We start from the raw sequence: 12,260 nt of genomic DNA on the forward strand, positions 1-12,260 counted from the left end.
CTTTGTTGTCGGTGCATACATTGTTGCTCATGACAACATTCACTGCCGGGCAGGTGCCCGACATGACCGGTCGGACCGTCGTGATCACCGGCGGGAACAGCGGCATCGGGCGCGCCGCCGCCGCGGTGCTGGCCGACCGGGGCGCGCGCGTCGTGCTCGCCGTTCGGGATCTCGCCAAGGGGAACGCGGCCGCCGCCGCCATGGCCGGCGATGTCGTGGCGCGCCGGCTCGACCTCGCCGACCTCGCGTCGGTGCGGGAGTTCGCCGCGGGGTCCGATGCGCCGATCGATGTGCTGATCAACAACGCGGGGCTGATGATTCCGCCGCTCGGGCGCACGGCCGACGGGTTCGAGCTGCAGTTCGGCACGAACCACCTGGGCCACTTCGCCCTCACCAACCTGCTGCTGCCCCGGATCAACCGGCGGATCGTGACCGTCTCGTCGAACGGCCACCGGGCCGGGGCGATCGACTTCGGCGACCTCAACTGGGAACGCCGGCCGTATCGGGCGTTCCCCGCGTATGCCCAGTCGAAGCTGGCAAACCTGCTCTTCACCGCCGAACTGCAGCGCCGGCTCGCCGAGGCCGGCTCGCCGGTGCTCGCGACCGCCGCGCATCCCGGCATGGCCGCGACCGGGCTCCTCGATCACCTCGAACGCGACCGTTCGGTGCTGTACCGGCTCCGGGACTCGGTCACCAGCCGCTTCGCGCAGAGCGCGGAGGACGGTGCGCTGCCGACGCTGTACGCCGCGGTGGTGGACGTACCGGGCGGGAGTTATGTCGGGCCGGGCGGGTTCCTGCAGGGGCGCGGGGCGCCGAAGCTGGTCGGACGCGCCAAGAGTGCGGAGGATGCCGCGGTCGCCCGGAGGCTGTGGACGGTCTCGGAGGAGCTGACCGGCGTCACGTTTCCGCTGAGCGCCGCGCCGAGCAAACCCTGACCGGGTCCGCGGAATGCCGGCCCGCGTTTTCCGGGCCTGCTGGGTGCCGGCGCCTTGCCCTGGCCCCGGGGCCAGGGCGGGCTGCAAGATCACCGCGGGCGGTACGCCAGCCACCTTATTTTCGTGGAGTTACATGGCCGGGATGTCAGTCGGCCATTGATGCCACGGGTCGCGCGGGCCAGGGCTTCGGCAGGGCGCGGGTCGAGGGCCGGGATGCGGTGACGCCCGCTACGCCCGGCGAAGAATCGCCACGAGAAACTCCGCCCCCTCCCCGAACGGCCGCAGATCCCACGTCGACAGCAGCACATCCGGCACGAGCCCCGACTCCCCGGCATCGGCGAGAAACGCGTCGAACTCGTACTCCCGCCCCGCGCCGAACCCGACCACCACCCGCCCGCCGTCCCGGAGCTGGTCGGCCATCCGCCGCAGCGCGGCCCGCCGCGTGTCCGGCGCGAGGAACGTCATCACGTTTCCCGCGCACACCACGATGTCGAACCCTTCGGTGACGCCGTGCGCGGCGAGGTCGAGTTCGGCCAGGTCGGCCTGGATCCAGCGGGCTCCCGGGGTCTGTTCGCGGGCGGCCGCGATGAGCACCGGATCGAGGTCGACGCCGACGACCTCATGACCGGCGGCGGCCAGATACGCGCCCACGCGCCCGAACCCGCACCCCGCGTCGAGGATGCGCGAACGGCGCGGCACCATCGCGTCGATGAGGCGGCCCTCGCCGTGCAGGTCGGCGCCGGAGTCGGCGAGCCCCTTGAACCGGTCGATGTACCACTGCGAATGGCCGGGATTGGACTCCACCAGCCGCAGCCAGCCGTTCGTTGCACTCACCCGCTGATCATCGCACTCGCGACGGGAAGCGTGGCCGAGCAGGAACTGCGCCGACCTAGCTTCCGGCGGTTCCCATCAACCCCAGCAGCTCCGCCACCACCCGTTCGCGCGCCCCCGACGGATCCGCGATGGCCGGATCCCAGGTGCAGGCGATGTCCAGGGCCACGACCCGCCCGGTCGCCACCACCCGCCGCGCCGCTGCCACCACGTCCGCCACCGAGGCCCCACCCGGAACCGCGAAGCGAAGACCCGGCAGTTCCGACCCGTCGATGACGTCGAGATCGAGGTGCAACACGAGCGGCCCGGCCGGCAGCACGGACGACGACACCTCCGGGACCGAACACACCCGGACGGCCGACGACGACAGATACGACGCCTCCGGCGGATCCAGGTCCCGCGCGTCGACGAGGAGCACGGACGACTCCGGTAGCGGGGAGAGCCCGAGGGCCGAGGAGATCAGATCGGGGCGGTACCCGCAGAGAAAGCGCACCGGCATCCCGCCGATGTATCCCGAGTGCGACGTCTCGATGGTCTGCACGTCGCCGTGCGCGTCGAACCACACGAGCGCCGGCGAGATCCCGGCGGCCTGCACGCCGGCGACCGTTCCGAGGGCGACCGTGCAGTCTCCGGAGACGACGACCGCCGGGAGGGGCGACGCGGCGACGCGCGAGGCGACGGTCGAGTACAGCCCGCCGAGGCGTTCCCAGAGGTCGGCGCCGGGAAGCGGGCCGGAGCTGACGCTTCCGGCTCCGTCCAGCCCGGGCAGGTACTCGTCCAGGTGGTACGGCACCACGATCGTCGTCACGAGTCGGCTCCCCCTTCGCCCTGTCTGACAAATGATGGCCGGGCTCGGGCGGGCGATGTATCCCGGGGCCCGACGCCCCGAGCTGTGAATCCCGGCGCCGCCCGGCCGGGTGGCCCGGCGGGCAGCAGTGGCTGCCGCAGGACCACGACGCCGCGATGGTGAAGCCGGGCCGGCGGGCTCACCCGAGACGACGAGCCCGGCAGGCCCGAAGTCAAACAGGCCGTGCCAGCCGGGCCCGGACCCGCGCGGCGTCCGGATGCTCCAGCTCCTCGAGCACGGAAAGCGCCGCCGCCCAGGACTCGCGGGCCGCGTCGACGTCCCCCCGGGCGTGGTAGGTGTCGCCGAGGTGGGTGCGCGTGTTGGCGCCGCCGTACCTGTCGCCGACCTGGGCGAACAGTTCCAGCGCGGCCGTGTAGCAGTCGGCGGCCCGGGCGTACTCGCCGAGGTTGTGGTGGGCGTAGCCGAGGCTGTCGAGCGCGTTCCCCGCCCCGAAGTTGTCGCCGTTGCGGCGGTACAACTCCAGCGCCGCCGTGCCGCTTTCGACGGCGTCCGCGAAGCGGCCGAGTTTCGTCTGGTGCCAGCCGACGGCGTTCAGGGCGATGGCCTCCTCGCGGCGGTGGCCGCCGGCCCGCACGATCTCCAGCCCGCGCAGGGCGTCGTCCAGCGCGTCCGCGTACCGCCCCTGGTTGTGCGCGACCCCGCTGCGGTTGACCAGCGTCTGCGCCACCCCGAGGTCGTCCCCGGCCGCGGTGAACAGCGACAGCGCCTGCGCCATCGACTCCGCCGCCGCCTCGAAGTGCCCGAGCCGGATCCACGCCGTGGCCCGGCTCCGATGCGCGCGGGCCTGTGCGGAGAGGTCGCCGAGCCGGCCGGCCGCGGCCGCCGCGATCTCGTGGGTCCACAGCAGGTCGTGCCAGTGCCCCTGCCGGTCCAGGAAATCGAAGAAGGCGCGCGCCAGGTCACCGGCGTAACTGTCGAGCCGATGACGTCCGACATGATCGAGCAACGCCAGCAACGCGTGATGTTCGGCGCGGAACCAGGCCAGCGCCTCCTCCGGACGGCCGGTCGCCGGCCCGGCCCCGCGCGGATACAACACTTCCGCCGCCGACCGGCCGGCGGCCAGGTAATGATCGAGCAGCCGGACGACGGCCCCGGGCGGATCGAGGGCCGCGGAGAGCTCGGCGGCGTAGGCGCGCAGCAGGTCGTGGAAGCCGTAGCGGCCCGGCCGGTCCTCGGTGACGAGGTGGGCGCGGACCAGTTCGGCGAGGGCGGGTCGGACCGTCTCCGGCGGGGCGCCGACCAGGGCGGCCGCCGCGTCGGCGCCGAGGTCGCGTGCGGGTTGCGCGCCGAGCAGGCGAAACAGGTTCGCCGCGGCCGGGCTGAGCGCGTGGTAGCTCCACGAGAAGACCGCGCGCAGATCGGTGGCGTCGTCCCAGCCCGGTAAGGCGTCCAGGCCGCTGCCGGCCGCCCGCATCTCGGCCACCAGTTCCCTCAAAGCTTTTTGGGGGAACTGGCGAGCCAGGGCGGCGGCGATTCCGAGCGCGAGCGGCAGCCGTGCGGCCACGTCGACGATCTCATCGAGCGCGTCCGGCTCGGCGTCGGCCCGCGCGGCGCCGAGCCGGCGACGCAGCAGCCGCCGGGACTCCGCCACGGTGAGCAGGTCGACCGGGACGGGCCGGGCGCCCTCTGCGGCGACGAGGCTGGGCAGCCGGTTCCTGCTCGTGACGGCCACGAGGCAGCCCGGCGCGCCGGGCATGAGGGGCCTGACCTGCTCGGCGTCGCTGGCGTTGTCCAGGAGAACGATCATTCGTCTTCCGGCGAGCAGGCTCCGGTACAGGTTCACCTGCCCGTCCGCGTCGGCCGGCACCCGCTCCGGCGGCACACCCAGCGCCTGCAGGAACCCGCGCACCGCCTGCTCCGGCCGCAGCTTCCCGGCCCGGTCGAACCCGCGCAGGTTGACGTAGAGCTGCCCGTCGGGGAACCGTTCGGCCAGCCCGTGCAGCCAGTGCAGCGCGAGCGTGGTCTTGCCGACGCCGGCCGGTCCGGTGATGACGCTCGGAACTCCGTCGTCGAGGCCGGCGTTCAGTTCGTCGAGCTGCCCGTCGCGCCCCACGAAAAGCGCCGTGGGCGCCGGCAGCTGCGCGGGCCGGACGGCGACCGGGTCGGGCCGCCTGCTCTCCACCGGTCCGGACGCCGCGCGGGGCACCTCCTGGCGCAGCACCTTGAGGTGGGCGGCGCGCAGGTCGGGGCCGGGTTCGACGCCGAGTTCGTCGGCGAGCCGGCGCCGCATCGTGTCGTACGTCGCCAGTGCCGCGGACTGTTCACCGGCGCCGGCCAGCGCCGTCATGAGCCGGGCGGCGAGCGCCTCGTGCAGGGGTTCCTCGGCGAGCAGGGCCTGCAGGGCGGACGCGGCGGGCCGGCCCAGCCGCAGCGCCAGATCGGCGAACCGGAGCGCCGCGTCGAGCCGCCGGTGCACGAGTGCCACGGCGGTGGGGTGCTGGCGGAGGCTGGCCCCGGCGTCGGCGACCGCCCTGCCGCGCCATACGTCGAGCGCCTCGCCGTAGCAGCGCAGGGCGTCCTCGGCGGCGTCCCGGCCGAACGCCGTCGCGGCTCGGGCGAGCAGGTCCTCGAAGAGTGCGGCGTCGACGGCGTGCGCGGGAGCGTCCAGGCGGTACCCGTCGCCGGCCCGTTCGACCCGGACGTCACCGGCGGCGCGCAGCAACCCGCGAACGGCGGTGACGTGCCCGTGCACGAGGTTGCGGCTGGTGCGGGGCGGATGCTCGGGCCACAGCACGTCGACGATCTCGTCCACCGGAACGGCGGCGTTGGGGCGCAGCGCCAGGAGCCCGAGGAGCGTGCGCCGCGCCGCCGAACCGACGCTGTGCAGCCGGCCGTCGGTGCGCACGGCCACCGGCCCGAGCACGCCGACGGTCCAGGTGGGCGCGGCCGCGCCGCGGACCGGTAGGGCGAGGTCGGTGAGGCCGAGGGCCTGGGCGAGGCGGCGGCGCGAGGCGGGGCGCGGTTCGCTGACCCGGCCCTGCTCGATGTCGCGGAGCGCGCGCACGCTGATCCCGGCCCGGTGGGCCAGCTCGTGCTGGGTGAGGCCGGCCCGGATCCGGGAATCCCGGACGGCGGCGTCGAGCGACACGGTGTCCTCGGTCACGATGGCGGGTGCTCCTCCTGCCCCAACGGGTTGCCCGCAGCACCCGGCGAACTGCCGCTGTACTGCCGCCGCGTGTGCGGCAAACCGCCCCCGTAGCCCGCCGCGGTCGGGATCATCGCAGGTCAGAAGCGTGACCCCGGTCATACGAACCGGTCGTGCCCATCAAGATAGCGACCAGCCGGAAGCCTGTACGTCCCGCAAAGATGGTCAGTGCGGTCACGATCCGTACCCGCCCCACGCAGACAGCGCGGCCCCCGGCTGGTTCACAGCTTCCGGGGGCCGTTCTGTCGCGGGCGCCGCTCAGCCCGGCGCGAGGTGGTAGACCTCGGGTGGTTGCGTGGACCACTCCAGGATCGGGTCGTCGGCGATCGCGGCGAAGATCCGCTCGTACGAGGCCTCCCACGCCTCGCGGGACTCCCAGAGCGCCAGCCCCACCAGCCGATCCGTCCGCCCGTCCGTCCACGGCCCGATCCGGATCAGCCCGGGGGAGCCCTGCGCGGCGGCGTCGACCCGCTTCATCGAGGCGAGCATGTCGTCGCGGTGCTCGGGCTTCGGATGGTGCACCACCATGTGGGCGAACATCAGCGCGCCCGCGCGGCGAAGAACGTCAGCAGTTCCGACCAGCCGCTGCCGTAGCCGCTCGCCCGGTCGACGCCGTCGCCGATGCGGTCCCAGCCGTGGTGCACGACGGTGACGAGGGTGTTGTCGCCGACCGGTTCGAAGTCGACCTCGACGTCGGTGCTGACGCCGGCCGGCCAATCGGGCATGCGCCAGGTGAAGTGCAGCCGCGATCCCGGCTCCCACGCGGTGACCAGCCCGATGTCGTGCCCCTCGCCGGTGGCGGTGTCGTACACCTCGACGAGCCGGCCGCCGACGTGCGGCTCGAACCGCATCGCCTGCCCGCGCTCGGGGTCGACCCAGTAGTGGGTGCCGCGCTTCCACCAGATGCCGATGTCGGCGGTGAACACGTCGAACGCGGTCTTCGGGTCGACCGCCACCTCGATGGAGGCGGTGGCGGTGCCGGTTGAGGTCATGAACTTCCTCCTTCTGTGTACCGCTCGATGACGGGCCGCTGCTCCGCGAGTTCCTTGAACGCACCCAACTGGTCCGCCCAGAACGCCTGCACCTGGTCCACCCAGGCCTGCAGTGCCACGAGGGGCTCCCGGCGGAGCTGGTACACCCGCAGCCGGGCGTCGGTCTCGACGACCTGATCGGTGATCAGTCCGGCACGGCGCAGCACCCGCAGGTGCCGGCTGACGGCCGGGGCGGTGACGGCGAACTCGGCGGCCAGCTCACCGGCCCGGCGGGGCCGCTCGCGGAGAAGCTCGACGATGCGGCGTCGGGTCGGATCGGCGAGGGCGGCGAGAGTGCTGTCCAGGTCCGTAACCACAGACAAAATTATTAACTGAAGGGTTAAGGAGTTTCAAGCGTTCCGCACGGGCAGGTGCAGCGTGACCGTGGTGCCGGCGTCGGGGGCGGAGATCAGTGACACCCGCCCGCTGTGCCCCTCGGCGATCGTCTTCACCAGCGCGAGCCCGAGGCCCGCCCCCGGCAGGTGCCGCTCGCGGGCCTGCGACGCGCGGAAGAAGCGTTCGAAGAGGCGCGCCTGCTCGTCCTCGGGGATGCCCATCCCGGTGTCGGCCACGGAGACGCGCACCTCGGCGCCGTCGCGGGCGCACGCCAGCAGCACCGTGCCGCCGCCCGGCGAGAACTTGACCGCATTGCCCACCAGGTTGCGCAGGGCCCGTTCGAGCTGGACCGGGTCGCCGGTCACCAGCGGCACGTCGGCCGGCACGTCCCGCACGAGGCGCAGCCCCTCCGGCAGCCCGGGCCGGATCGCGCTGTCGACCCGTTCGAGCACGTCCGGGAGGTGGACCGGTTCGGCCGACGGGGTGAACTCCCCGGCGTCCACCCGAGCGAACGCCAGCAGGTCGTCGACGAGCGTGAGCAAACGGGCCCCGTTGTTGCCGATCGCGTCGACCATGCGCCGCTGCATCGCGTCCAGGCCACCGGCGTCGCCGCCGAGCAGCAGTTCGGTGTAGCCCTGGATGCTGGTGAGCGGTGTGCGCAGCTCGTGCGAGACGGTCGCGATGAGGTCGGACTTGAGCCGCTCGAGCTGATGCCGTTCGACCGCAAGAACGTCGTCGAGCGTGACCTCCCGCAGGACCGCGACCACCCGGCGCCGCAGCGGTCGGGCGTCCATGCGCAGCACCCGATCGTCGGGCAGTCGCAGGTCGGCGGCGGCGCGCCGGCCGCGCGCGGCGTGCGCGATCGGCAGCTCGCGCGGCACCAGCGCCAGCCCCTCCACCGTCCGGAACTCCCGCAGCGGCAGGTCGCGCAGATCCCGCGGAACGCCCCGCAGCCCGAGCAGCCGCACCGCGGCGGCGTTGCACAGCACCACCCGACCGTCCGGCCGCGCGACGAACACGCCCTCCGCGACGGCGTCCAGCACCTCGGGCAGCGGGTCGGCCCCGGTGAGCCCTCGACCCACCGAACGCAGCACCCCGCGCAGCGTCTGTCCCATCACCCTTGCCATCGGCCGGAAGGGCGCCGAGGTGATCGAACATGTGTTCTAATAATGATCGTGGAATCCTCGACGGGAGCTCGTGTACTGCACATGCACCTCGGTGGGCTGCCCGCCCGCGTCCCGGCTGACCGCGCCGCCCGCCGGCGTCCCGTTCCGCAGCGGCGTCCCGCCCTGCACGCCGTGCCCGACCCCGAGCCGCCGGCCCCGACCGCCGCCGGCGGCTGGGTGCTCGACGTGAGCGCCCTCGTCGCGTTCGCCGACGCCACCACCTATGCGGCCAGCGTGCTCGCGATGGCGCACCGGGACGGCCGGATCCTGCTCGTTCCGCTGCCGGCGCTGGCCGTCGCCGCGGCCCGCCGCCCGGACCCGGTTTCCGAGCGGCGATTGCGCGACCTGATCGACGGCCCGGCGGTCGTCGCCGTCGACGGTCGGCTCGCCCGCGGACGCCTCTTCGAGCGGCTCGTCGACCGGTCCGGCGGCGACCGGCTCGCGGCGCTCGTCGTGCTGCTCGCGACGGAGCGAAACTGGCCCGTGCTGACCGAGCGCGGCGAGTCCCTCCGGCGCCTGCGGCCGGACCTTCTCGTGATCCCGTCGTGATCTCCGGGCGGTGAGGATCGGCCGTTCCGGTGCTGTGGAAGTGACCGAAAGGCCGAAACGTGCGGATCGAGCGGTCGGCGCGCGAAGAAGGGTTATGCCTGCGGTTTTGCCTGTGGCACCATCGGGGATATCTACCCACCAAGGGCCGTGTGGCACAGGAGCGACGTGATGAGCAAGAAATCTGTACGTCGGTGGGTGGCCAGCGCTGCGGTCCTCGCGGGAATCGCTTTCGGTGTGGTCGTCGGGGCCGGGACCCAGTCCGACAGCTACCACGTGACCGAAGGCGACATCTATTGGACCGGTGGCGCATCGGTATCCGTCCTGCGGTAGCTGTTTCCAGCCGCTGCGGCTAAAGCACAACGGCTGGGGGGTCGGTGGCTCGTCATACGCCGGTGCGGCGCTCCGACCGACGCGCTTGGCTCGTCACCGGTCCGCTCATTCTCATCGCGACCGTTCTCACGCTTCCGGCCATCGCGCGGGCCGAGCAGATCCCCGCTGACCTCTTTCCGAGCACCGGCGTCGATTGGCTGATCACGGCCGGGCTGACGTTGGCCTGCGTGGCCGCGTCGTCGTTCCAGATGCAGTTCACCGTGCACCGGCAGGCATTCCATGTGTCGCTGGTCGATCTGCCGCTGCTCGTGATGCTGTTCTACCTGTCGCCGGTGACGGTGATCCTGGTGCGCGTGGTGTCGGCGGTGATCATCCAGCTGCGGCTGGGATCGGCGCCGGTGAAGGCGGCGTTCAACATCGCGAGCGCGACCACCGGTGCCGCGTGCGCCAACGCGCTGGTGCTCGGCGTCGGGTTCGACCGCGATCTGGATCCCCGCTCCTGGCTGGTTCTCTCCGCCGCGGTCTTCGTCTCCTCGCTCTCGACCGCCGTCGCGATGGCCGCGTTGATCGCCCTGATGCAGGGGCCGTCCTATCTGCCGCAGTACGCCCAGGGCGTGCTGATCAACCAGATGGTGACGCTGATCAACGTCACCGTCGGCATGGTCGCCCTGCTGGCGCTGGAGAAGACGGTCTGGGCGCTCGTGCTGCTGCTCGGGCTGAGCGTGGTGCTCGGGTTCTTCTACCGCTCCTACGCGCAGTTCGTGCGCCAGCACCGCAGCCTCGCGGAGATCCACGAGATCACGCGGGCCACCACGGCGAGCACCTCCGAGGGCCGCCTCGCCGACGTCGTTCTCGGCCGGCTGCGCGAGCTGCTCCAGGCCGAGTCGGCGACGCTCTGGCTGCCCGCCCGTGGACGCCATCCCGAGGTGCTGCTCACCGCCTCCGTCGACTACACCGGACTGCTGGACCGGGCGAAGTCGCCCGACTCGTTACGCCGCCGGGCGTTCGAGACCGGCGAGCCGGTCACCCTGGGCGCCCGGTTCAGCACCGCCGAGGACACCGTCGACCTGCGGGACCAGCTGCGGCGGCTCGGCACCAAGGACGCGATCGTCGTGCCGCTGCGCTCGGGCAACGCGGTCGTCGGCACCATCGAGGTGGCCGGGCGGCTGGGGCAGACGGCGCACTTCACGTCGGAAGACGTTCAGCTGGTCGAGACGCTCGCCGCCCACGTCGGTGTCGCGATCGAGAACTCCCGGCTCGTCGACCGGCTCCGCTACGACGCCAACTACGACGCCCTCACCGGCCTGCCCAACCGGCGGCGGGTGCTGGCGGCGCTCACCGAGGCGGTCCGCACGCGCAAGAGCGACGAGGTCGTCGCGGTGCTCCAGTTCGACGTGGTGGGTTTGCGCAGCGTCAACGAGTCGCTCGGGCACCGCGCCGGCAACGAGGTGCTGGTCGAGGTGGCCGAGCGCCTGCGCAGCCGGGTGCCGGCCGCCGCGCTCGTGGGCCGCGTGGGCGAGGACGAGTTCGCCGTGATGCTGCGGGTCGTGGACCTCGACTCCGCGCTGGCGCTCGCCGACCGCATCCGGCTCGGCATGCGCGAACCCATGCAGGTCAGCGGGTTGCCGACGGATGTGGACACCACGGTCGGCGTGGCGACGTTCCCCGATCATGCCGAGGACGCGGAGACGCTGCTGCAGCGCGCGGACGTCGCGACGCACGCGGCCAAGCAGGGAGCCGGCATCCAGGGCTACAACGCCGGCCTCGAATCGCGCACGGTGCGCCGCCTCGGCCTCGCGGCGGACCTGCGCCGCGCCCTGGAGAACCGGCAGATCGAGGTCTACTTCCAGCCCAAGGTGGCCCTCGCCGACCGGCGGGTGGTCGGCGTCGAGTGCCTCGCCCGCTGGGAACATCCGGTCTACGGCTCGGTGACGCCCGAGGACTTCGTGGCCGTCGCGGAGCACACCGGCCAGATCGCCCGCCTGACCGAGCTGGTCCTGCGGGAAGGGCTGAGCCGGGCACGCGGCTGGGCCGACGCCCGGCGCCCGCTCTCGGTCTCGGTGAACATCTCCGCCCGCAGCCTCGCCGACCCGCACTGGCCGGACCAGGTGGGCGACCTGCTCGACGAGTACGGCGTCGCCCCGTCCCAGCTGACGCTGGAGGTGGGGGAGGAGGCGCTGCTCGGCGATCCGGGCCGGGCGCTGGACAACCTGCGCAAGCTGCGCGCGATCGGGATCCGGCTCTCCGTCGACGACTTCGGCACCGGCTACTCCTCGCTGGCGCTGCTGCGCAAGCTGCCGGTGACCGAGGTGAAGATCGACAAGGGGTTCGTGCAGGGGATGGCGACCGACGCCGGGGACCTGGCGATCGTGCGGGCGGTGGTGGACCTGTCCCGCCACTTCAACCTCTCCGTGGTGGCCGAGGGCGTCGAGAGCGAACTCACACTGGCCCGGCTCACCGAGATCGGCTGCGACTTCGGCCAGGGCTTCCTCTTCAGCCGCCCCATCCCCTACGAACGCCTCGACGCCTGGCTGGCGGCCCGCACGGAGCCCACGCCGAGCGCCACGGGTGCCGTTCGCTGGCTCCGCGCGGTGACCTGACCCGAGATCGGTAAGCCGATTTCATCCCCGGCCGAGCGCCGTGTACTCTTATCGAGCGCGTGCACGTAGAGAGCGCACGACGCCCCCTTAGCTCAGTCGGCAGAGCGTCTCCATGGTAAGGAGAAGGTCTACGGTTCGATTCCGTAAGGGGGCTCCACGGGTCGCAAGTCAGGGCCCGATTCGGCGGTGTAGCTCAGATGGCAGAGCAAGCGGCTCATAATCGCTGTGTCGCCGGTTCAAGTCCGGCCACCGCTACCCGTACACCGTTCCACTTGAGAAGCAGAGAGAGGCACCCCCGTGGCCAAGGCGACCGACATCCGTCCGAAGATCACGATGGCGTGCGTCGACTGCAAGTCGCGTAACTACATCACGAAGAAGAACCGCCGTAACGACCCGGACCGGATGGAGCTCAAGAAGCACTGCCCGCGTTGCGGCAAGCACACGGCTCACCGCGAGACGCGGTAATAGA

At 72.4% G+C, this 12,260-nt stretch carries 11 protein-coding genes and 2 tRNA genes; 6 read left to right on the plus strand and 7 right to left on the minus strand.

What is annotated here, in order from left to right:
* Window positions 1-29 precede the first annotated feature (29 nt).
* Window positions 30-935 (plus strand): oxidoreductase, encoded by a 906-nt coding sequence (locus tag Val02_RS07610; RefSeq protein ID WP_203898198.1) that lies wholly within the window; start codon window positions 30-32, stop codon window positions 933-935.
* Window positions 936-1,163: 228 nt separating this feature from the next.
* On the opposite strand, the gene Val02_RS07615 is transcribed toward Val02_RS07610, so the two are convergent.
* The 7 genes from Val02_RS07615 to Val02_RS07645 all read right to left on the minus strand — a co-directional run bounded on the left by Val02_RS07615 (window position 1,164) and on the right by Val02_RS07645 (window position 8,273).
* Window positions 1,164-1,769, minus strand: coding sequence for a class I SAM-dependent methyltransferase (locus Val02_RS07615; RefSeq protein WP_203898199.1), 606 nt, complete (start codon window positions 1,767-1,769; stop codon window positions 1,164-1,166).
* 55 nt (window positions 1,770-1,824) lie between these two features.
* Window positions 1,825-2,574 carry an arginase family protein gene (locus tag Val02_RS07620; protein ID WP_203898200.1) on the minus strand — a complete coding sequence of 250 codons (750 nt, stop codon included), beginning with the start codon at window positions 2,572-2,574 and terminating at the stop codon, window positions 1,825-1,827.
* Window positions 2,575-2,785: 211 nt separating this feature from the next.
* Window positions 2,786-5,737 (minus strand): BTAD domain-containing putative transcriptional regulator, encoded by a 2,952-nt coding sequence (locus Val02_RS07625; RefSeq protein ID WP_203898201.1) that lies wholly within the window; start codon window positions 5,735-5,737, stop codon window positions 2,786-2,788.
* A 300-nt stretch (window positions 5,738-6,037) separates the two neighbouring features.
* Window positions 6,038-6,307, minus strand: coding sequence for a putative quinol monooxygenase (locus tag Val02_RS07630; protein ID WP_203898202.1), 270 nt, complete (start codon window positions 6,305-6,307; stop codon window positions 6,038-6,040).
* Between the two features lie 11 nt (window positions 6,308-6,318).
* Window positions 6,319-6,771 carry an SRPBCC domain-containing protein gene (locus Val02_RS07635; protein WP_203898203.1) on the minus strand — a complete coding sequence of 151 codons (453 nt, stop codon included), beginning with the start codon at window positions 6,769-6,771 and terminating at the stop codon, window positions 6,319-6,321.
* A complete protein-coding gene (locus Val02_RS07640) occupies window positions 6,768-7,127 on the minus strand; it encodes an ArsR/SmtB family transcription factor (protein WP_239152533.1) in 360 nt (119 codons plus the stop codon). The genes Val02_RS07635 and Val02_RS07640 overlap by 4 nt, the downstream gene beginning before the upstream one ends.
* Window positions 7,128-7,160: 33 nt before the next feature.
* Complete coding sequence (locus Val02_RS07645) at window positions 7,161-8,273, minus strand: PAS domain-containing sensor histidine kinase (protein WP_203898204.1); 1,113 nt, start codon at window positions 8,271-8,273, stop codon at window positions 7,161-7,163.
* 81 nt (window positions 8,274-8,354) lie between these two features.
* Between Val02_RS07645 and Val02_RS07650 the strand changes: the two genes are divergently transcribed.
* From Val02_RS07650 to rpmG, 5 genes are all read left to right on the plus strand, one after another.
* Window positions 8,355-8,861, plus strand: a complete 507-nt coding sequence (locus tag Val02_RS07650; RefSeq protein ID WP_203898205.1) for a hypothetical protein — start codon at window positions 8,355-8,357, stop codon at window positions 8,859-8,861.
* A gap of 392 nt (window positions 8,862-9,253) precedes the next feature.
* Complete coding sequence (locus Val02_RS07655) at window positions 9,254-11,791, plus strand: putative bifunctional diguanylate cyclase/phosphodiesterase (RefSeq protein WP_203898206.1); 2,538 nt, start codon at window positions 9,254-9,256, stop codon at window positions 11,789-11,791.
* Window positions 11,792-11,872: 81 nt separating this feature from the next.
* Window positions 11,873-11,948: transfer RNA gene (locus Val02_RS07660), tRNA-Thr, on the plus strand.
* A 25-nt stretch (window positions 11,949-11,973) separates the two neighbouring features.
* Window positions 11,974-12,046, plus strand: a tRNA-Met gene (locus tag Val02_RS07665).
* 42 nt (window positions 12,047-12,088) lie between these two features.
* Window positions 12,089-12,256, plus strand: coding sequence for a 50S ribosomal protein L33 (gene rpmG, locus Val02_RS07670; RefSeq protein WP_203898207.1), 168 nt, complete (start codon window positions 12,089-12,091; stop codon window positions 12,254-12,256).
* Window positions 12,257-12,260: the final 4 nt, after the last annotated feature.

This window comes from Virgisporangium aliadipatigenens (genome assembly GCF_016863615.1).
Lineage (GTDB): Bacteria > Actinomycetota > Actinomycetes > Mycobacteriales > Micromonosporaceae > Virgisporangium > Virgisporangium aliadipatigenens.